Source organism: Roseateles paludis (assembly GCF_039872745.1).
Lineage (GTDB): Bacteria > Pseudomonadota > Gammaproteobacteria > Burkholderiales > Burkholderiaceae_C > Pelomonas > Pelomonas paludis.
Genome location: NZ_JBDPZD010000003.1, coordinates 358,836 through 378,425, shown reverse-complemented (window position 1 = coordinate 378,425; position 19,590 = coordinate 358,836). Strand labels below are relative to the sequence as shown.

The 19,590-nt window shown below is 66.9% G+C and carries 16 protein-coding genes; 10 read left to right on the top strand and 6 right to left on the bottom strand.

The window, feature by feature from the left end; all coding sequences use genetic code 11:
- Position 1: 1 nt before the first annotated feature.
- Positions 2 to 3,622: a hydantoinase B/oxoprolinase family protein gene (locus tag ABDJ85_RS13020; RefSeq protein ID WP_347705210.1), complete on the top strand. Its 3,621-nt coding sequence runs from the start codon at positions 2 to 4 to the stop codon at positions 3,620 to 3,622.
- A 97-nt stretch (positions 3,623 to 3,719) separates the two neighbouring features.
- Positions 3,720 to 4,238, top strand: a complete 519-nt coding sequence (locus tag ABDJ85_RS13015; RefSeq protein ID WP_347705209.1) for a hypothetical protein — start codon at positions 3,720 to 3,722, stop codon at positions 4,236 to 4,238.
- A gap of 26 nt (positions 4,239 to 4,264) precedes the next feature.
- Here ABDJ85_RS13015 and ABDJ85_RS13010 read toward each other — a convergent pair whose 3' ends face one another.
- From ABDJ85_RS13010 to ABDJ85_RS12995, 4 genes are all read right to left on the bottom strand, one after another.
- Complete coding sequence (locus tag ABDJ85_RS13010) at positions 4,265 to 5,245, bottom strand: aldo/keto reductase (protein ID WP_347705208.1); 981 nt, start codon at positions 5,243 to 5,245, stop codon at positions 4,265 to 4,267.
- A 107-nt stretch (positions 5,246 to 5,352) separates the two neighbouring features.
- Complete coding sequence (locus tag ABDJ85_RS13005) at positions 5,353 to 6,627, bottom strand: serine hydrolase domain-containing protein (RefSeq protein ID WP_347705207.1); 1,275 nt, start codon at positions 6,625 to 6,627, stop codon at positions 5,353 to 5,355.
- Positions 6,628 to 6,638: 11 nt separating this feature from the next.
- The gene (locus ABDJ85_RS13000) at positions 6,639 to 7,940 is read right to left on the bottom strand and encodes a serine hydrolase domain-containing protein (protein ID WP_347705206.1); all 1,302 of its coding nucleotides are present in this window, start codon (positions 7,938 to 7,940) and stop codon (positions 6,639 to 6,641) included.
- A 99-nt stretch (positions 7,941 to 8,039) separates the two neighbouring features.
- Positions 8,040 to 8,759 (bottom strand): hypothetical protein, encoded by a 720-nt coding sequence (locus tag ABDJ85_RS12995; protein WP_347705205.1) that lies wholly within the window; start codon positions 8,757 to 8,759, stop codon positions 8,040 to 8,042.
- A gap of 95 nt (positions 8,760 to 8,854) precedes the next feature.
- Between ABDJ85_RS12995 and ABDJ85_RS12990 the strand changes: the two genes are divergently transcribed.
- The 3 genes from ABDJ85_RS12990 to argG are packed head-to-tail and all read left to right on the top strand — an operon-like array spanning position 8,855 to position 11,029.
- On the top strand, positions 8,855 to 9,415 hold the full coding sequence (locus ABDJ85_RS12990) for a YaeQ family protein (RefSeq protein WP_347705204.1): 561 nt from the start codon (positions 8,855 to 8,857) through the stop codon (positions 9,413 to 9,415).
- Positions 9,412 to 9,693: a GNAT family N-acetyltransferase gene (locus tag ABDJ85_RS12985; RefSeq protein ID WP_347705203.1), complete on the top strand. Its 282-nt coding sequence runs from the start codon at positions 9,412 to 9,414 to the stop codon at positions 9,691 to 9,693. Before ABDJ85_RS12990 ends, ABDJ85_RS12985 begins: the two co-directional genes overlap by 4 nt.
- Positions 9,694 to 9,712: 19 nt before the next feature.
- Positions 9,713 to 11,029, top strand: coding sequence for an argininosuccinate synthase (gene argG, locus ABDJ85_RS12980; RefSeq protein ID WP_347705202.1), 1,317 nt, complete (start codon positions 9,713 to 9,715; stop codon positions 11,027 to 11,029).
- A 179-nt stretch (positions 11,030 to 11,208) separates the two neighbouring features.
- Here the strand turns inward: argG and ABDJ85_RS12975 are convergent, their stop codons facing one another.
- Both ABDJ85_RS12975 and murB read right to left on the bottom strand, forming a co-directional pair.
- The gene (locus ABDJ85_RS12975; protein ID WP_347705201.1) at positions 11,209 to 12,045 is read right to left on the bottom strand and encodes a DNA ligase; all 837 of its coding nucleotides are present in this window, start codon (positions 12,043 to 12,045) and stop codon (positions 11,209 to 11,211) included.
- On the bottom strand, positions 12,045 to 13,115 hold the full coding sequence (gene murB / locus ABDJ85_RS12970) for a UDP-N-acetylmuramate dehydrogenase (RefSeq protein WP_347705200.1): 1,071 nt from the start codon (positions 13,113 to 13,115) through the stop codon (positions 12,045 to 12,047). The genes ABDJ85_RS12975 and murB overlap by 1 nt, the downstream gene beginning before the upstream one ends.
- A gap of 44 nt (positions 13,116 to 13,159) precedes the next feature.
- Between murB and ABDJ85_RS12965 the strand changes: the two genes are divergently transcribed.
- The 5 genes from ABDJ85_RS12965 (at position 13,160) to ABDJ85_RS12945 (ending at position 19,582) form a co-directional block, all read left to right on the top strand.
- Positions 13,160 to 13,654, top strand: a complete 495-nt coding sequence (locus ABDJ85_RS12965) for a YajQ family cyclic di-GMP-binding protein (protein WP_347705199.1) — start codon at positions 13,160 to 13,162, stop codon at positions 13,652 to 13,654.
- 4 nt (positions 13,655 to 13,658) lie between these two features.
- Entirely contained in the window at positions 13,659 to 14,306 is a 648-nt protein-coding gene (locus ABDJ85_RS12960) for a retropepsin-like aspartic protease family protein (RefSeq protein ID WP_347705198.1), read from the top strand.
- 56 nt (positions 14,307 to 14,362) lie between these two features.
- Complete coding sequence (prsT, locus tag ABDJ85_RS12955; RefSeq protein WP_347705197.1) at positions 14,363 to 17,185, top strand: XrtA/PEP-CTERM system TPR-repeat protein PrsT; 2,823 nt, start codon at positions 14,363 to 14,365, stop codon at positions 17,183 to 17,185.
- A gap of 177 nt (positions 17,186 to 17,362) precedes the next feature.
- The gene (gene xdp1 / locus ABDJ85_RS12950; protein WP_347705196.1) at positions 17,363 to 18,214 is read left to right on the top strand and encodes an exosortase-dependent surface protein XDP1; all 852 of its coding nucleotides are present in this window, start codon (positions 17,363 to 17,365) and stop codon (positions 18,212 to 18,214) included.
- A 168-nt stretch (positions 18,215 to 18,382) separates the two neighbouring features.
- Complete coding sequence (locus ABDJ85_RS12945) at positions 18,383 to 19,582, top strand: acyl-CoA dehydrogenase family protein (RefSeq protein WP_347705195.1); 1,200 nt, start codon at positions 18,383 to 18,385, stop codon at positions 19,580 to 19,582.
- The last annotated feature ends 8 nt before the right edge of the window (positions 19,583 to 19,590 follow it).

Sequence of the window (19,590 nt, the reverse complement as noted above, 5' to 3'; positions counted from 1 at the left end):
GGTGCAAACGCACCGCTGGCAGTTCTGGATCGACCGCGGGGGCACCTTCACCGATGTGGTGGGCTGCGCGCCTGATGGGCGATTGCACACGCTCAAGCTCCTATCCGAGAACCCTGAGCAGTACCGTGACGCGGCGGTGGAGGGCATCCGCCGCTTGCTGGACTTGAAGCCCGGCCAGCCCATCACGCCCGCCCAGGTGGCCTGCGTGAAGATGGGCACCACGGTGGCGACGAATGCGCTGCTGGAGCGCAAGGGCGAGCCCACGCTGCTGGTGACGACGCGGGGCTTTCGCGATGCGCTGCGGATCGCCACACAAGCGCGGCCCCGGCTCTTTGACCGGCACATCGTGCTGCCCGAGCTGCTCTACAGCCAGGTGCTGGAGGCGCAGGAGCGCGTCAGCAGCCTGGGCGAGGTGATCGCGCCGCTGGACCAAGGCCAGTTGCGCACCGGGCTGCAGGCGGCCTGGGATGCGGGCTTGCGGGCCTGCGCCATCGTCTTCCTGCACGGCTGGCGCTACGCGGCGCACGAGGCGGCGGCAGCGCGGCTGGCGCGGGAGTTGGGCTTCACGCAGGTGTCGGTCTCGCACGAGGTAAGCCCGCTGATGAAGCTGGTGCCGCGCGGCGACACGACCGTGGTGGACGCGTACCTGACGCCCATCCTGCGCCGCTATGTGGACCGCGTGGCGACCGAGATACCGGGCGTGCCGTTGCACTTCATGCAAAGCTCGGGCGGGCTCACGCAGGCTGCGCGCTTCCAGGGCAAGGACGCCATCCTCTCGGGCCCCGCAGGCGGCATCGTGGGCATGGTGCGTACCGCACAAGCTGCAGGCTTTGGCCACGTCATCGGCTTTGACATGGGCGGCACCAGCACCGACGTCAGCCACTGGACGCTGGATGGCGCCGGCGACTTCGAGCGCGCGTTCGACACCCAGGTGGCCGGCGTGCGCATCCGGGCGCCGATGATGAGCATCCACACCGTGGCGGCAGGCGGTGGCTCCATCGTCCGCTTTGACGGCACGCGGCTGCGCGTGGGCCCTGAGTCAGCCGGCGCCCACCCGGGGCCGGCCAGCTACCGGCGTGGCGGGCCACTGACGGTGACGGACGCCAACGTGCTGCTCGGCCGCATCCAGCCGGCGCACTTCCCGGCCGTGTTTGGGCCGGCGGGCAATGAGTTGCTGGACGCCGCCGTGGTGCACCAGCGCTTCGAGGCCCTGGCCGCCGAGATGCAGGCTGCCACCGGCCAGCCGCACAGCGCCGAGAGCGTGGCCGAGGGCGCGCTGCAGATTGCGGTGGCGAGCATGGCCAATGCGATCAAGCGCATCTCCGTCGCACGCGGCTACGACGTGACGCGCTATGTGCTGCAGACCTTTGGCGGCGCCGGCGGCCAGCACGCCTGCGCGGTGGCCGAGCAACTGGGCATGCAGCAGGTCTATCTGCACACCATGGCCGGCGTGCTTTCGGCCTACGGCATGGGCCTGGCCGACCAGACGGCCTCGCGCCAGCAGCAGCTGGAGCGCCCGCTGGACGCTGAGGGCCTGCAGGCCGCGCACGCACTGACTGCAAGCCTAGGCCACGCGGCCCAGGCCGAGCTAGAGGCGCAAGGCGTACCCGCGCCCGAGCTGCGCCCGCAGTGGCTGCTGCGCTACGCGGGCACCGACACCGCCCTGCCCTGCCCTCCGGGCACCGAGGCCGAGCTTCGCACCGCCTTCGAGGCCGCCTACCGCCAGCGCTATGCCTTCCTGCTGCCGGGTCGCGGCTTGGTGATCGAGTCGGTCACCGTTGAGGCGCGCAGCCCGCGAGTGGCCCTCTCTGCAGCGATCGACGCTGCCATCCCTGAGCACCACCCGGCCCCGCTGGAGCACGTGCCCTGCTTCCATCACGGCTGGCGCGCGGTGCCGCTGTTCCAGCGCGAGGCGCTGACGCCTGGCGCCGTGATCGATGGCCCGGCGGTGATTGCCGAGCGCAATGCCACCACCGTGGTCGAACCCGGCTGGCAGGCGCGCGTGAGCGTGCAGGGCTTGGTGCTGACACGGCTGGCCACCCACAGCGCAGCGGAAGAAACCACCTCAACGGCCACCGACCCCGTGCGCCTGGAGGTCTTCAACCACCTGTTCATGAACATCGCCGAGCAGATGGGCCTGCGCCTGCAGAACACCGCCAGCTCGGTCAACATCAAGGAGCGGCTCGACTTCTCCTGCGCGCTGTTCGACGGCGCCGGCCAGCTGATCGCCAACGCGCCCCACATGCCCGTGCACCTGGGTTCGATGAGTGAGTCCATCCGCAGCGTGATCGAGCGCAACCCGGGCATGCGGCCGGGCGATGTGTTCGTGCTGAACGACCCGTATCACGGCGGCACCCACCTGCCCGACATCACGGTCGTGACGCCCGTCTGGATCGATGCTGAACGCCCGGCTTTCTACGTCGCCTCACGTGGCCACCACGCCGATGTGGGCGGCATCACGCCGGGCTCCATGCCGCCGTTCTCCCACACCATTGCCGACGAAGGCGTGCTGCTGGACAACGTGCTGCTGGCTTCAGGCGGCCAACTGCGCGAGGCCGAGATCCGCGCGCTGCTGGAGCAAGGCCCTCACCCCGCGCGCAACCCCGACCAGAACCTGGCCGACCTGCGCGCCCAGATTGCCGCCAACGAAAAGGGCGTGCAGGAGCTGCAAGCCCTGGTCGCCCACTGGGGCCTGGCCACCGTGCAGGCCTATATGCAGCACGTGCAGGACAACGCCGAGGAAGCGGTGCGCCGCGCGATCTCGCGCCTGCAGGACGGCAGCTTCCGCCTGCGGCTCGACAACGGCGCTGAGATCGCCGTCAGCGTGCGTGTGGACACGGCTGCCCGCAGCGCCACCATCGACTTCAGCGGCACCAGCCGCCAGCAACCCAACAACTTCAACGCCCCGCGCGCCATCACCACGGCCGCCGTGCTCTACGTCTTTCGCGCCCTGGTGGACGATGACATCCCGCTCAATGCCGGCTGCCTCAAGCCCCTGCACATCGTGGTTCCCGAGCACAGCCTGCTCAGCCCCCAGCCACCGGCCGCCGTGGTGGCCGGCAATGTCGAGACCTCCAGTTGCATCACCAATGCGCTGCTGGGTGCGCTGGGCGTGATGGCCGCCAGCCAGTGCACGATGAACAACCTGAGCTTTGGCAATGCGCGCCACCAGTACTACGAGACGCTCTCGGGCGGCTCGGGCGCAGGGCCGGGTTTTGACGGCACCGACGTCGTCCAGACCCACATGACCAATTCCCGCCTGACGGACCCCGAAGTGCTGGAGTGGCGCTTCCCGGTGCGGCTGGAGGGCCACCATATCCGCCAGGGCTCCGGCGGCGCCGGCCGCTGGCGCGGTGGCAATGGGGCCGTGCGGCGCATTCGCTTCCTGGAGGCGATGATGGTGTCGGTGCTCAGCAATGGCCGGGCTGAAGGGGCGTTTGGTCTGGCCGGCGGCGCAGCGGGCTTGCCGGGCGTCAACCTCTTGGAGCGCGCCGATGGCAGCACGGAGCCCCTGGGCGCATGTGCCGAAGTGGCGGTGGCGCCGGGCGATGTGATCGTGATTGAGACGCCCGGCGGTGGCGGCTGGGGTGATGGCTCGGGCGGCGGATCATCCACAGCCTGAGCGATTGAGCCCCTCGGTTCTGCGGTGCATCGCAGGCTGTGTGCCCGGCCGCGAGCGGCGCGCTAAGGTGGCGCCTATCGCGTTTCAAGGAGTCCCCATGCGCCGCCATCTGCTCACCCTCAGCCTCGTCACAGGCCTGCTGGCCCTCACTGCCTGTAGCGAAGACGGCAGCGGCCCCAAGGACGCTGGCCTTCAGCTGCATGACCGCACCACCGCTGCCGACGTGGGCCTGCCGGTCTACCCCGGGGCCACGCAGCGCAAGCCCAAAGAGGGCGAGTCAGGCAATGGCGGCAGCGTGGGTGCCTGGGTGGGCGACTTTGGCCTGCAGGTGCACGCCGTTCAGTTTGAAAGCGCCGACACGCCCGACCAGGTGGCGGCCTTTTATGCCGACCAGATGAGCCGCGAAGGCCCGGTGCTGGACTGCCGGCACCCGGCCACGCGCGCCAAGCAGCCCGAAGGCGAACCCGAGCGGCTGCGCTGCGACGACAAGGTGCCGCCCGCCGGCCACTTCGAGTTCCGCGTGGGCGAGGCCAAGAAGTTCCGCGTGGTGCACATCGAGCCGCAGGGCGACAAGGAGACGCGCTTTGAGATGGTGCGCATCCAGATCGGCCGCTGAGCTGCGGCTCGATCCGGTGACGCCGCTTACCAACGCGTGTGCACGTAGGGCTTGACCCCGCTGGCATAGATCTCGGCCAGTTGAGCCATCAGCGCGGGTGAAAGCTCGGGCAGGTCGGCCGCAGCGACGTTGTCGGCCACCTGGTCCGGCCGCTTGCCGCCGGGGATGGTGCAGGTGACGGCGGGGTTCATCAGGATCCAGCGCAGTGCGAGCTGGGCCATGCTCATGCCGGCCGGCACCAGCGGGCGGATGCGCTCAACGGCGGCCAGGCCGGCGTCGTAAGGCAGGCCCGAGAAGGTCTCGCCCTTGTCAAAGCCGGCGCCGTCACGGTTGAAGTGGCGGTGGTCGTCCTCGGCAAAGGTGCTGGTGGCCGTGAGCTTGCCGCTGAGCATGCCGGACGACAGCGGCAGCCGGGCCAGGATGCCGACCTTGCGGGCCTGTGCCAGCGGCAGGAAGACCTCGGCCGCGCGCTGGCGGAAGAGGTTGAAGATGATCTGCACCGACTGCACGCCGGGGAAGTCCAGCGCCTTGATGGCCTCTTCGACCTTCTCGACGCTGACGCCGTAGTGGCGCAGCTTGCCTTCCTTGACCAGGCGGTCGAGGCCGTCAAACACCTCGGGCATGTAGAAGGCCGTGGTGGGCGGGCAATGCAGCTGCAGCAGGTCGATGGTGTCGGTCTGCAGGTTCTGCAGGCTGCGCTCGACAAAGCTGCGCAGGTCGAGGTAGCCCTCGGCGGTGTGCGGATTGAGGCGGCGGCCGGCCTTGGTGGCGATGTAGAAGTTGTCGCCGGGCCGCTCCTTCTTGAGGCGGGCCAGCAGGCGCTCGCTGTGGCCGTCGCCATAGACGTCGGCGGTGTCGAAGAAGTTCACGCCCAGGTCCAGCGCCTTGTGCAGCGCGGCCATGGAGGCAGCGTCGTCGGTGGGGCCCCAGGTGCCACCAATGGCCCAGGCACCGAAGGAGACGGTGGAGACCTTCCAGCCGGTGCGGCCGAGTTCGCGGTATTGCATGTCTTTGGAAGCTAAGAGGTTGGGAGAACGCCGTCAGAGGGCGGCAGCCCCGGAGTGTCTCAAGAAACCGCTTGCAAGGCGCGCCGCAGGGCCACTTGTGACAGCTCTCAGGGCTTGGGCGGCCTGTTGCCGGCAAAGGCCTCTGGCTCGTCGGCGTACACCGCCGCGCGGATGGCCTTGTTCAGCCGTGCGTCGCCGGCCGGGAAGAACTGCGAGAACAGCACGGTGACGATCTGGTGCTTGGGGTCGACCCAAAACAGGGTGTTGGCCGCGCCGTCCCAGAAGAATTCACCGGGCGCGCCCGAGACATCGTCCCGGTGCCGGGGTGGCCCGACGCGCACACCGACGTTGACGCCAAAGCCGGTGTTGCCCTTGTCGGGCAGCCACTGCCGGTCCGTGACGCTGTCGGCCAGCACATTGGTGGCCATCAGGCGCACGGTCTCGGGCTTGAGGATGCGAGCGCCATTGGGGCCGACGCCTTCAGCGAGCAACATGCGCGCGAACTGGGCGTAGTCGTCGAGCGTGGAGACGAGGCCGCTGGCGCCAGGCTTTTGCGCCCAGTTCTTGCGGTTGAAGGCATGGGCCTGCGCGTCGGGCTGGCGCTGGAAGCTGCCGTCTGGCTGGCGGACGTAGGTGGCCGCGAGCTGGCCCAGGTCGGCATCCTGGTCGGCCACGACGTAGCGGGTGTACGTCATGCCCAAGGGCTTGAAGATGTGCTCGGCCAGGTAGACGTCGTAGGGCTGGCCAGAGACTTTCTCGACGAGGCGAGCCTGGATATTGGTCGGGATGTCGTAGCGCCACCGGGCTCCGGGCTGGTGAACCAGCGGCAACCTGGCGGCGATGCGCGCTAGGCCTCGCAGGTTGGTGTTCCAGGAGGCGCCCGCCCAGGCTTCGTCTGCCAACTGCTTGAGGCCGTCCGGCAGGCCAGCGCCTGCCGCAAAGCCGGCGGTGTTGCGCCCGAGGTCACGAATGGTGAGCGGGCGGTCGAGCGCCACGGTCTGCGGGTCGGCAGCCGTGCCGCCGGCCCACACGCGCAGATTGCCAAACTCGGGCAGGTGCTTCTCGATGGGGTCGTCCATCTGCAGCTTGCCCTGCTCCTGCAACTGCAGCAGGGCCACGGCGGTGACGGGCTTGGTCATCGAGTAAATGACGGCCAGGGTGTCACGGGACATGGCCCGGCCAGCTTCGCGGTCCGCCATGCCGAAGGCGCCGAAGTAGGCCTCCTTGCCCTGCTCGAACACCAAGGCCGAAACGCCGACGACCTCGCCTCGCTGGACCATGCCAGAGAGCGTCGCCTCAAGGCGCGTTGGCACGACCAGAGGCGCTGCCAGGCTGGTCAGCGGCACCAAGGCCGCAAGGAGAAGGGTGCGCAGGGTTTTCATGGGCGAGGCCTTCAGGGCTTGGCGGCGGCGGGGCGCGGCGGCTTGTTGGCCGAAGAGGCCTCGGCATCGTCGGCGTAGACGGCATCGCGGATGGCCTTGACCAGCTTGGGGTCGCCCGGCGGCAGCAACTGGGTGAACAGCAGGCCCACGATCTGGTGCTTGGGGTCGACCCAGAACAGGGTGTTGGCGGCGCCGTCCCAGAAGAACTCGCCGACCGGACCCGAGGCGTCCTCACGGTTGCTGGGCGGCGCGGTGCGCACGGCGAAGTTGATGCCGAAGCCGACATTGCCCTTGGTGGGCAGCCAGGAGCGCTGGGTCACCTCAGGCGCCAGCGCATTGGTGGCCATCAGCTTGATGGTCTCGGCCTTGAGCAAGCGCCCGCCGTTGGGAGCCACACCGCCATCCAGCAGCGCGCGTGCGAACTGGGCGTAGTCGTCGATGGTCGAGACCAGGCCCGAGCTGCCGCCCTTGAGCGGCCAGTCGCCGAGGTTGTAGGCGTGGGCCCCGGTGTCGGGGATGCGGTGCAGATGGCCCTGATTGGGCGGGTTCAGCTGACGCTGATAAGTAGGCGCCAGCTTGAGGACGTCAGCGTCCGTGGGCTTGACGACGTAGCGCGTGCTCTTCATCCCCAGCGGCTTGAAGATGTGCTCGGCCAGGTAGACGTCGAGCTTCTGGCCGGACAGCACTTCGACGAGGCGGCCTTGCACGTCCATCGAGGGGCCGTACATCCACTGCGTGCCGGGCTGGAAGGCGAGCGGCACCGAAGCGATGCGGCGCGAGGTCTCGGCCAGGTCCGCCAGCCAGCCGTTGACGTGCACCGCCTGGTAGGCGCGCAGCAGCCCCGGCGGGTGGTTGCGGCCTTCCGGGAAGCCGGCCGTGTGGCGGCCGAGGTCGCGGATGGTGATGGGGCGCTTGAGCGGCTCGGTCAGCGGCTTGCCGTCGGGGCCGTCGCCCACGTAGACGCGGGCGTTGGCGTACTCGGGCAGGTACTTGGCCACCGGGTCGTCGAGCTGGAACTTGCCCTGCTCGTAGAGCTGCATCAGGGCCACGCCGATGACGGGCTTGGTCATCGAGTAGATGACGGCCAGCACATCGCGCGACATGGCGCGCTCGGCATCGCGATCGGCCTGGCCAAAGGCGCCGAAATAGGCCTCCTTGCCGTTCTCAAACACCAGGGCCGAAACGCCCGCCAACTCGCCCCGCTGCACGAGACCAGAGAGCGCGGCGTCCAGCCGGGCGGGCGCCACCAGCGGGGCCGACCAGGACGACAAGGGAAACAGCAGAGCAAGCGCGACGGTGCGAAGGCGTTTCATGGGTGATGTGGAGTGGGGAGGGATGGGAGGGGTGCAAAGAAAAAAGGCCGCCGTGCTTGTACACGGCGGCCTGTCGTTCAGGCAAAAGTCAGTGCCGGATCACTTGGCGGCAGAGGCGGCCGGCGCTGCAGCAGCGGCTGCGGCCTTTTCCTTCTCGAGGGCCTTCATGTCGCGCTCGTCGTAGTCCTTGCCCATGCACTGGGTCTTCCACTTGTCGTTGGCGTCGTAGTGGGCTTCGGTGCGCTTGTCGATAGCGGCGAATTGGGCTTCCAGGGCGTCCACCTTGTCGCCGAAAGCCTTGCGCTTGGCGCGCTGCTTTTCGTCAACTTCCTTGAGCTTGGTGACCGCAGCGTCGAAGTCCAGACGCTTCTTCTCGAAGGCTTCCATGCGGGCCTTCTGGGTGGCCTTGTCCATCTTGGAGCCATTGGCCTGGATGTCATCGCGGTCCTTGATGATGGCATCGCGGTCCAGCTTCACGCCATCGGCCTGCTTGATCAGCTCGGCCTCACCGGCTTCGACCTCGGCGCGCTCGGCCTTGAGCTCGGTTTCCGTCTTCTTGAAGCCAGCTTGCTCGGCCTTGATGGCGGCGGCTTCGGCTTGGTTGGCGTCCTGCATGGCCAGGCAGCTGCGCAGCTCGTCGCGCGTCAGCAGCTTGGCCTTGGGCTTGGCAGGTGCAGCCGGGGTTGCTGCGGCTGCGGGTGCAGGCGCTGCCTTGGCGGCAGCGGGCTTGGCCTCAGCTTTGGGCTTGGCCGTGGTCTGGGCCTGGGCCGAGACAGCAAAGGACAAGAGCAGCGAGATCGAGAGCAGGGTGCGTTTCATGGCGGAGATGGAGGAAGTGGCGCTTTCGTGAAGCCGAAGCGGGATCAAGATGATGCCACGGGATAATCGCTTGACCCCCTCCTTTGGTTGACCGCATGGCGCTCAAGGCCACCATCTACAAAGCACAGCTGCAGATTGCCGACATGGACCGCCACGTCTATGGCGACCACAACCTGACGCTGGCCAAGCACCCCAGCGAGACCGACGAGCGCCTGATGAACCGCGTGCTGGCCTATGCGCTCAATGTGCCGGCCGACGATTTGCGCGGCAAGTTGGAGTTCACCAAGGGTTTGTCCGATGTCGATGAGCCGGACCTCTGGCAGCGCGATCTGACCGGCGAGGTGGTCCACTGGATCGACCTCGGCCAGCCCGACGACCGCCGGCTGATGAAGGCGCACGGCCGCAGCGAGCGGGTGTCGGTCTACAGCTACGCGTCGTCCACCCCCGTGTGGTGGAGCGGCATCGACAGCAAGCTCACGCGGGCCGAGCGCGTCCAGGTCTGGCAAATCCCGGCCGAGCAGTCCGCCGCCCTTGCCGCCTTGGCGGAGCGCAGCATGCAGTTGCAGATCAGCATCCAGGATGGCTCGGTCTATGTGTCCACCGCCACCCAGAGCGCTGAAATTCATCCCCAGTTGTTGAAGGAAGCGCGCGCATGAGCCTCGTCGTCGAGCATCGCCCGCAGGAGTCACGCTTCGTGGTGGCTTTGTCTGCCCAGGGGCCGTTTGCCCAGCTTGACTACGAAGTCGCCGGGGCCGTCTGCACCTTCACCCACACCATCGTGCCGCCCGAGTTCCGCGGCCAGGGCGTGGCAGCACAGCTCGTCGAGGCCGGCCTGGCCTGGGCGCGCGCGCAGCAGTTGCGCGTCGTGCCGGCGTGCAGCTACGTCCACACCTACATCCAGCGCCACCGCGAGTGGCAAGACCTGCTTTCCTGAGACCCAGACCTTTCAAGCCATGAGCACCATCCTGCAATCCCTCCCCCTCGGCCAGAAGGTCGGCATCGCGTTCTCCGGCGGCCTGGACACCTCGGCCGCCCTGCATTGGATGAAGAAAAAGGGCGCCCTGCCCTATGCCTACACCGCCAACCTCGGCCAGCCCGACGAGCCGGACTATGACGAGATCCCGCGCAAGGCCATGCTCTACGGCGCCGAGAAGGCCGTGCTGGTGGACTGCCGCGCGCAGCTGGTGGCCGAGGGCATTGCGGCCCTGCAGGCCGGCGCCTTCCACATCTCGACCGGCGGCCTCACCTACTTCAACACCACGCCCATCGGCCGCGCCGTGACGGGCACCATGCTCGTCGCCGCCATGCAGCAGGACGACGTCAACATCTGGGGTGACGGCAGCACCTACAAGGGCAATGACATCGAGCGCTTCTACCGCTACGGCCTGCTGACCAACCCCTCGCTCAAGATCTACAAGCCCTGGCTGGACCAAACCTTCATCGACGAGCTGGGCGGGCGCGCCGAGATGTCGGCCTTCATGACGGCCAATGGCTTCGCCTACAAGATGAGCGCCGAGAAGGCCTACTCAACCGACTCCAACATGCTCGGCGCCACCCACGAGGCCAAGGACCTGGAGCACCTGAGCAGCGGCATCAAGATCGTCAACCCCATCATGGGCGTGGCCTTCTGGCGCGAGGACGTGGTCGTCAAACCCGAGACGGTGTCGGTGCGCTTTGAAGAGGGCCGCCCGGTGGCGCTGAACGGCGTCGAGTACCCCGACCTCGTCGAGCTGATGCTGGAGGCCAACCGCATTGGTGGCCGCCATGGCCTCGGCATGAGCGACCAGATCGAGAACCGCATCATCGAGGCCAAGAGCCGCGGCATCTACGAGGCCCCTGGCCTGGCGCTGCTGCACATCGCGTACGAGCGCCTGGTCACTGGCATCCACAACGAAGACACCATCGAGCAGTACCGCGACAACGGCCGCAAGCTCGGCCGCCTGCTCTACCAGGGCCGCTGGTTCGACCCGCAGGCCCTGATGCTGCGCGAAACCGCCCAGCGCTGGGTGGCCCGCGCGGTGACGGGTGAAGTGGCGCTGGAACTGCGCCGTGGCAACGACTACTCGCTGCTCGACACCCGAAGCCCCAACCTGACCTACCAGCCCGAGCGGCTATCGATGGAAAAGGTGGCCGGCGCCTTCAGCCCCGCCGACCGTATCGGCCAGCTGACCATGCGCAACCTCGACATCACCGACACGCGCGACAAGCTGGGCGTCTACACCCAGACCGGCCTGCTCGCCGGCGGTGGCCTGCCCAAGCTCGGCAGCTAAAGCCCCACGACGCAAGGCCCCTGCGGCCGGATGGCTTGCGGCACTGGCGAATACTGTATAAAGTCACAGTATTCGCCAGGAGCCCACCATGCACAGCCACTACCGCCAGAACTACATCCCCGGCCGCCCCCTGCCCCGTTGGCTGGAGGTGCTGCTGCGCTGGCTCTGAGCCATTCAGCTCAGAACTCGTCTGCCACCCGCAAGAAACTGGCAAAGCGCGGCACGCCGGCCTCGGTCAGGTCCCGGTACCGGTAGCTGACCTTGCTGCCCACCGGCGGCGGCTGGCGGCGCTGGGCCTCGCTGAAGCCCGTGCCGAGCTTGAAGCGGACGCCCTCGGGGGTCTGCACCTCCAGTGCCCCCAACTGCCCCGCAAACCGGCCTTGGCCCGGCACATGGGCAAGCACCACGGCCTCGGCATCCATGGTTGGCTTGAGCTTGAGCAGCACGTCACTGCGCCCCTGCACCACCGGCGCATCGGCCCGGTGCAGCATCAGGCCCTCGCCACCCTCGGCCACCACCGCCTTGAGCCGTGCGCGCAGAGCAGCGGCATCAGTCAGCTCGCGCTGCTCGACAGCGCTCACCGCACTGCCCTGCAAGCCGGCCACCAAGGCTTTGATCTGCGCCGCACGCTGCGCAAAGGGCCCGCGCCCCTGCGGCAGTTCAAACACTTGATAGCTGATGTCGCGCCATTCGGCGTCCAGGGGCTCCGTGCGTCGGACCGCTGCTGAGAGCCGCTCAAAACTGCGCCGCCCCATCCACAACTCACCGTCCAAGGCCAGCGGCGGCAGCATGGCAATGAACCATCCTGGCGCGGCGATGGTGCGGCCACTGCGGAACCTCAGGGCCTGGCCGTCCCACAGCGCCCGCACGCCATCGAGCTTCTCGCTGACGAGATAGCCCTTGGGGTCGATCGACGCCGGGGCGTTCTTGGCCAGCAAGGGCTCCGGCAGGCCCGCAAGCGCCCCGAGCGGAACACCCAGGCCCGCGAGCCAGAGACCGAGCTCACGCCGGCGCATCACAGCACCACCGGTTCCGGTTCCAGCCGAATCCCAAATCTCCCATAGACGCTCTCCTGGATGGCCCGCGCCAGAGTCACCACCTCGGCGCCCCGCGCGTCGCCCTTGTTCACCAACACCAGTGCCTGCTTCTCGTACACCGCCGCGCCGCCCACGGTTTTGCCCTTCCAGCCGCAGGCGTCGATCATCCAGCCCGCCGCCAGCTTCACGCTGCCATCGGGCATCGGGTAGTGCACGATGCCTGGGTCGCGGCTGATGATGTCGCGGCATTGCTCGGCTGTCACCACCGGGTTCTTGAAGAAGCTGCCGGCATTGCCGATCACCGCCGGGTCAGGCAGTTTGGCGCGGCGGATGGCGCAGATCCAGTCAAAGATGGTGCGGGCATCCGGGTGGGTGTTGCCCGTCTCAAGCATGCGGCGCTCCAGCTCCAGGTAGCCCAGCACCGGCACCCAGGGGCGCGGCAGGCGCAGGCGCACGTGGGTGATCACGCTCTTGTCCGCAAGGCCGCCAAAGTCGCTGTGCTTGAAGACGCTGTCCCGGTAGCCAAAGCGGCAGACCTCGGCCGGCAGCAGCGCTGGGCGGCCGGTGACGAGGTCCATGACCGCGACGGACTCGATACGGTCCTTGATCTCCAGTCCGTAGGCACCGATGTTCTGCACCGGCGCCGCACCGGCGGTGCCGGGGATCAGGGCCAGGTTCTCCAGGCCCGGGTAGCCGTTGTCCAGCGTCCAGGCCACCACGTCATGCCAGCGCTCGCCGGCACCGACCTCGACGATCCAGGCGTCCTCGCGCGTTTCGAGCAAGCGAATGCCCGTGATCTCCACCTTCAGTACCAGCGGGTCCAGGTCCTTGGTCAGCACCAGATTGCTGCCACCGCCCAGTACGAACTTCGGCGCTCGCCCCAGCTCAGGGTGGTCCACCACGCGCCGGACATCGGCGGCCTCCCGGACGCGCACCAGGCGCCGCGCCACGGCCGGGAGCCCGAAGGTGTTGTAGGCCTTGAGGTTGACGTCGACCTCGATCTGGAGGGCTGACGCCCCGTTTGGGGGGGCAAGATTGGGTCCGGGCATGTGACAATTTTCCGCGATTCCACTCCAAGTTCTTCTCGCGCCTTATGCCCAGCTTTGACACCGTCCTCGAACCCGACATGGTCAAGATCAAGCATGGCGTGGACAACAGCGCCAAGGAGATTGGCACGCGCTTCGATTTCAAGGGCACGGGCGCCAAGGTCGAGCTGAAGGAGAAGGAGAAGGAAATCCACGCCACCGGCGACGGCGAGTTCCAGCTCGAACAGATCGAAGCCGTGCTCTACGGCAAGCTGACCAAGCAGGACGTCACGATCAACTTCCTCGACAAGGCCGAAAAGATCGACAAGCTGGGTGGCGACAAGGTCCGCCAGGTCTACAAGATCCGCGACGGCATCGCTGCAGACCTAGCCAAGAAGATCGTCGGCTCCATCAAGGACAGCAAGCTCAAGGTGCAGGCCAGCATCCAGGGCGACACCGTGCGCGTGACCGGCAAGAACCGGGATGACCTGCAGACGGCCATTGCGCACCTCAAAAAGTCCTTCAGCGACACCCCGCTGAACTACAACAACTTCCGGGATTGAGACCGTGAAGCCCCTGGTTCTGCTCGCTGCGCTGGTCTGCTGTGCTGCACTGGCCGCTGACGGCCCGAGCCGCGTGCAGCTGAATGGAACGCTGGGCAGCCGAGCTGCCGTGCTGGTCATCGACGGCAGTGCGCGCACCGTGCATGTGGGCAACACGGTGCAGGGCGTCAAGCTCTTGTCGGTGGACGGACAACAGGCGGTTGTCGAATTCAACGGTCGCCGCGAGGCACTCACCCTTGGCAGTGCGCCCGGTCATGTTTCGGGCGGCCCGGCACCCTCGCAGGCCCGCACCATCGTGCTGCCGGGCGGCTCAGGCGGACACTTCACCACGCTGGGCAGCATCAACGGCCAGACCACGCAGTTCCTGGTCGATACCGGCGCCACCAATGTCTCGCTCAGCCAGGTCGAGGCCGACCGCCTGGGCCTGCGCTACGCCTATGGCCGGCGCATCGTCACCCAGACGGCCAACGGCCTCGTGCCCGCCCACCTGATGCTGCTCAGCAGCCTGCGCGTCGGCGACGTCGAGGTGCGGGACGTCGAGGCCATCATCGTGCCCGCCGCCATGAGCCATGTCCTGCTGGGCAACAGCTTCCTCAACCGCTTCCAGATGAAGCGCGAGAACGATGTCATGACGCTGGAGCTGCGCTACTGAGCATCACTGGGGCTGACCCCTATCATTCGGCTCCCCGGTTTTCCCGTGCGGCGCCCATGAGCCAGCCTCGATCCTTCCCCCGCCTCTCCGTCGTCCTCGTCGCCGCCGCGCTCGCCTTTACCGGCGCATCAGCTTCTGCGCAGACCAGCAAGGAAAAGGCCGCCCGCTTCTATGAAGACGCGCTGACGCGCTTCGAGAAGAAGGACATCCCCGGCACCATCATCCAGCTCAAGAACGCGCTGCAGGCCGACAAGACCCTGCTGCCCGTGCAACTGCTGCTGGGACGGGCCTTGATGATGGATGGGCAGGCGGTGGCGGCCGAAGTTGCCATCACCGAGGCGCTGCGCCTGGGCGTCGACCGCGCCGAAGTGGTGGTGACGCTCGGTCAGTCCCTGCTGGCCCAAGGCAAACACCAGCAATTGCTCGAACAACCCCGCATGGCCCCTGCGGGCCTGCCCAATGGCGTACGCCAGCAGGTGCTGCTGCAGCGCGTGACCGCCTACGCCGACCAAGGCGACACGGCCAACGCGCTCCGCACGCTGGAAGAGGCGCGCAACATCGACAAAAACGCGGCCGAAGTCTGGACGGCCGAGATCCCGCTGCGCCTGCGCAATCGCCAGTACAAAGAGGCCCTGGCCGCGGCCGACATGGCGCTCAAGCTGGCACCCGACGCGGCCGAGGCGCACTATCAGAAGGCCACCATCGCGCACAGCCGCGCTGACGCCGCCACAGCGCTGGCGGGCTACACCAAGGCGCTGTCGCTCGACCCCAATCACTCGGAAGCCCGGATTGCACGCGCCGGCCTCAACCTCGATTTGAAGCGCGATGCCGACGCGCAAGCCGACATCGACGAAGCCCGCAAGCGCTCGCCCCGTGAACCCCGCGCTGCCTACCTCCGTGCCGTGCTGTCGGAGAAGCAGGGCGACCGTGCAACGGCCAAAGCCGCGCTTCAGGACGTGGTCGCGCTGCTGGACCCGGTGCCGATCGAATTCATCCGGTACCGGCCCCAGCTGATGCTGCTCAACGGTCTGGCGCATTACGCCTTGGAGGAGACCGGCAAGGCCAAGCCCTTCCTGGAGAGCTTCTACCGCTCCCAGCCTGCGACGCCGGTGGCCAAGCTGCTCGGCCAGATTTATATGCAGGAGAAGACGCCCGAGAAAACCATCGAGGTCCTTGAGGCTTACTTGCGCGGCTATCCAGGCGACGGACAAGCGCTCACGCAACTGGCCGTCGCGCACCTCGCCAAGGGCCGCCCGGCCAAGGCCGCACAGCTGATGCAGGACGCCCTCAAGGCGAAGGACGCGCCCGAATACCGCACAGCCCTCGGCCTTTCGCTGATTCAAAGCGGTGACGTCGGCGCTGCTACCAAAGAGTTGCAGGCCGCATTCAAGAAGGACCCCCGCCAGATGCAGGCCGGCATGAGCCTCATTGGGCTTCACCTGCGAGAAGGGCGCCCACAAGACGCGGTCGTCATCGCCGACCAACTGGTGCGACAACAACCGACCAACCCCGTCGTGCTCAACCTGGCGGGTGTCGCCAAAGCACAAAGCGGTGACTTTGCCGGCGCGCGGCGAGCCTTCGAGTCCGCCCTGGTTGCTGACCGGAACCTGCTCTCCGCCAAGCTGGGCCTGGCGCGCATCGACATCGCCACCAAGGCCTTCGATAGCGCCATGTTCAGGCTCAAGGAATTGCTGAAGGCCGATGAGCGCAACACGGAGGCGCTCTACGACATGGCCGTCCTCCAGGAGCGCTTGGGCAAACCGGACGAAGCCCAGCGCTGGCTGGAACGGGCGGCCGAGGTGTCTGCCAAGAATGACCCCGCGCCGAACTACGCGCTTGTCGAACTGCACTTGCGCCAGGGGCGTGCCAGCCAGGCACTGGAGGCGGCAAAGGCCCTGCTGGCCAAACTACCGGAAGACGTCAGGGCGCTCTCCACCTACGCCCGGGCCCAAATTGCTTCCGGTGACGCGGCTGGCGCCAAACAGTCGCTGCTGAACGCGTCCCGGCGCGCCGGCTTCGACGCCGCGCAGCAGGCCGAGGTCGCCGCGCTGCAGCTCGATCTGGGAGACCTCGACAACGCCGCTTACAGCCTGGACAAGGCTCTCAGCAACAGCCCCGACCACCTGGCTGCCAACGTCTTGATGACCAGTGTCGAGATCCGACACAACGAACTGGCCAAAGCCGAGGCACGTGCAAAACGCATCGTCGCCAGCCACGCCAAGCTCCCGGTCGGCTACCAGTTGCTCGGTGATATCGCGAGCGCACGCGGCCAGAACAGTGCCGCTGCCGACGCCTACCGACAGGCCCATCGCAACCGCCCAAGCAGCGCCACCGCACTCTCCCTGATCAAGCTGCTCAGCGCCCAAGGCGCCGGCAACGAGGCCAAAGCCGTCGCCGATGGATGGCTGAAGTCCAACCCGCGCGACCTCGCCGTGCGCCGGGCCCTGGCCGACCATCTGGCACGGACGGGCGACTACCGCCGCGCCCGGACCGAGTACGAAACCGCGATCAAGCAGGGCACGGCCGATGCCGAACTGCTGAACAACCTGGCCAATGTGCACCTGCAGCTCAAGGACGCGAAAGCCGCCGTCAGTGCCGCCGAGCAGGCACTGGCGGCCGCCCCGAGCAATCCGGTCGTCATTGACACGCTGGGTTGGGCCCTCTTCAAGGACGGCAGATTCGACGCTGCCCTGCTCAAGCTGCGTGACGCACGCCTGCGCGCGCCAGCCAACCCAGAGATCCGCTTTCACTTGGCCTCAGCACTGGCCCAGTCCGGTAAACGGGCCGAAGCCCGCGAGGAACTTGTCAACGCCTTCCGAGACCACCCCCATTTCCCAGGCGAAGCCGAGGCAAAAGCCCTGCTTGAAACACTCAAGTGAGGGGGCCTCGCCACCCCGCAAGCTTGTCGAGCCCTCTTACACTTCGTTCCATCGTAGTGCGCCAACCAGCAACTAAGTCTTTGATCCACAAAGCAGGTTGAAAGTTGGCACAGATGCTGCAGTAGCCTCAGCATTGCCGACTCACCGGTCGACCAAACATTTACGGGACGATTCGCCATGCAAAAGAACTTCTCTCTCAAACTGGGCCTGCGTAGCGTGTTTACCGGCGCGCTTCTGCTGGTGTCCTCTTCGAGTATGGCGGCTTCCACCTGGTCCCTCAGCGGCTGCACCCAGGGTGCGACCAACGCCAACAATTTCGGGAACAGCTACAGCTGCTCCGCTGGCGGAAATACCGTCTCTGCTTTCGCCTTCGGCTCCAACGGAACCTCCTATGCTGCAGCTCGCATGGCTGACTGGGGTTCTGGCAGCGGGCTTGGCGTCGAAAGCGTTGTCGATGGTTTGGGTACGGCGTCCCCCGAACACGCGATGGACAACAACCCCTCCGGCTCGCCGGATCTGATTGTTCTGAAGTTCACCACTGCCGTGGCGCTGGACTATGTCAAGCTGGGTTGGACCTCCAGCGACGCCGACATCACGGTGATGGCTTACACGGGCGCTTTGACCGGGTCGACAGACCAAGCGAAAGCCACCAACTTGATCGGTGGCAAGACGGCAAGCAATCTGACGACTGGCGGCGCAGGTGCTGGTTGGGCCATGGTGTCCAACTACGGCGACGCCGATCCGTCCGGTGCGACGGGCGATGCGGCCAGCGGCACGGACGTCAAGTACGTCAACTCCTCCAATGTCGTTTCCAGCTGGTGGCTCATCAGTGCCTACAACTCTGGTTTCGGCGGTGGCACGCTTGACTCTTTGGCTGACTACGTGAAGCTGCTGTCGGTCGCAAGCAAGGACATCGTGCCGCCCCCTCCCGGCGTCAAGGTGCCTGAGCCTGCCAGCCTGGCCTTGACCTCTCTGGCCTTGCTGGGTGCATTCGGTGCTCGCCGCCGCCAACTGCGCAAGCAAGCCTGATCGGTCACTGCTCGCTCGGCACAAAGGCACCCTCCGGGGTGCCTTTTTGTTTGCGCGCTCCCATGGCTGCAAGAGCGCCGAGTGTCTCGTGACGGACAGCAGATGGACGCCCCTGCGTGCTAGAACCTGCATTCAACTAGGCAAACCCATGAGAGCAGGGATCGCGCGATGGACTTGAAGCTCACCGATGCCGAACTCACCTTTCGCGACGAGATCCGGTCCTGGCTTCGCGCCCATTTGCCTCCTGCTCTAAGTAGCAAGGTCCGACAAGGCCAGCGGCTTACAAAGGCCGACCACCAGGGCTGGGCGCGTACCCTGGGCGCCAAAGGTTGGCATGGTTACGGTTGGCCACCCGCCTTTGGCGGGCCGGGCTGGAATGCCGTTCAGAAGCACCTCTTTGAAGAAGAATGTGCGCTCGCCGGGGCGCCACGCATCGTCCCCTTCGGGCCAGTCATGGTGGCGCCGGTCATCATGGCCTTCGGGACGGCCGAGCAGCAGCAGCGCTTCCTGCCCGGCATCCAGAGCGGTGAGGTGTGGTGGAGCCAGGGCTATAGCGAGCCCGGCTCAGGATCTGACCTCGCATCGGTCAAGACCCGTGCCGTGCGCCAGGGGAACCGTTACATCGTCAACGGCCAGAAGACCTGGACCACCCTCGGTCAGTACGGTGATTGGATCTTCTGTCTCGTGCGCACTTCGACCGAGGGCAAGCCGCAGGCGGGCATTTCCTTCCTGCTGGTCGACATGAAATCGCTAGGTGTCAGCGTCCGGCCCATCATCATGCTGGACGGTGAGCACGAGGTGAACGAAGTCTTCTTCGACAACGTCGAGGTGCCCGTCGAAAACCTGATTGGCGAGGAGAACAAGGGCTGGACCTATGCCAAGCACCTGCTCGCCCATGAGCGCACCAATATCGCCGACGTGAACCGCGCCAAGCGCGAACTGGAGCGCCTCAAGCAGATCGCCAAGGCCGAGGGCCTGTGGGACGACACCCGCTTCCGCGACCAGATCGCGGCGTGCGAGGTGGACGTGGTGGCGCTGGAGATGATGGTGCTGCGCGTGCTGTGTGCCGAGCGCAGCGGCAAGCAGTCGCTCGATGTGGCCGGGCTGCTCAAGATCCGGGGCAGTGAGCTGCAACAGCGCTACACCGAGCTCATCATGCTGGCCGCCGGCCCCCTGGCTCTGCCCGCCATCCATGAGGCCATGGAGGCCGGATGGCAGGGCGACCAATGGCTGGGTGGCGCCTGGATCGGAGGCGCCGCCTACGCCGCCCCGGCCCTGGGCAGCTACCTGAACACCCGCAAAACCACCATTTATGGCGGCTCGAACGAAGTGCAGCGCAACATCCTTGCGCAAACCCTGCTCGGCTGAGGTGCCCC

What these genes read in the sequence shown, in the direction of transcription:
- ABDJ85_RS13015 (WP_347705209.1), top strand. Translation starts at nt 3,720, where the DNA reads ATGCGCCGCCATCTGCTCACCCTCAGCCTCGTCACAGGCCTGCTGGCC.
- ABDJ85_RS13010 (WP_347705208.1), bottom strand. Translation starts at nt 5,245, where the DNA reads ATGCAATACCGCGAACTCGGCCGCACCGGCTGGAAGGTCTCCACCGTC.
- ABDJ85_RS13005 (WP_347705207.1), bottom strand. Translation starts at nt 6,627, where the DNA reads ATGAAAACCCTGCGCACCCTTCTCCTTGCGGCCTTGGTGCCGCTGACC.
- ABDJ85_RS13000 (WP_347705206.1), bottom strand. Translation starts at nt 7,940, where the DNA reads ATGAAACGCCTTCGCACCGTCGCGCTTGCTCTGCTGTTTCCCTTGTCG.
- ABDJ85_RS12995 (WP_347705205.1), bottom strand. Translation starts at nt 8,759, where the DNA reads ATGAAACGCACCCTGCTCTCGATCTCGCTGCTCTTGTCCTTTGCTGTC.
- ABDJ85_RS12990 (WP_347705204.1), top strand. Translation starts at nt 8,855, where the DNA reads ATGGCGCTCAAGGCCACCATCTACAAAGCACAGCTGCAGATTGCCGAC.
- ABDJ85_RS12985 (WP_347705203.1), top strand. Translation starts at nt 9,412, where the DNA reads ATGAGCCTCGTCGTCGAGCATCGCCCGCAGGAGTCACGCTTCGTGGTG.
- argG (WP_347705202.1), top strand. Translation starts at nt 9,713, where the DNA reads ATGAGCACCATCCTGCAATCCCTCCCCCTCGGCCAGAAGGTCGGCATC.
- ABDJ85_RS12975 (WP_347705201.1), bottom strand. Translation starts at nt 12,045, where the DNA reads ATGCGCCGGCGTGAGCTCGGTCTCTGGCTCGCGGGCCTGGGTGTTCCG.
- murB (WP_347705200.1), bottom strand. Translation starts at nt 13,115, where the DNA reads ATGCCCGGACCCAATCTTGCCCCCCCAAACGGGGCGTCAGCCCTCCAG.
- ABDJ85_RS12965 (WP_347705199.1), top strand. Translation starts at nt 13,160, where the DNA reads ATGCCCAGCTTTGACACCGTCCTCGAACCCGACATGGTCAAGATCAAG.
- prsT (WP_347705197.1), top strand. Translation starts at nt 14,363, where the DNA reads ATGAGCCAGCCTCGATCCTTCCCCCGCCTCTCCGTCGTCCTCGTCGCC.
- xdp1 (WP_347705196.1), top strand. Translation starts at nt 17,363, where the DNA reads ATGCAAAAGAACTTCTCTCTCAAACTGGGCCTGCGTAGCGTGTTTACC.
- ABDJ85_RS12945 (WP_347705195.1), top strand. Translation starts at nt 18,383, where the DNA reads ATGGACTTGAAGCTCACCGATGCCGAACTCACCTTTCGCGACGAGATC.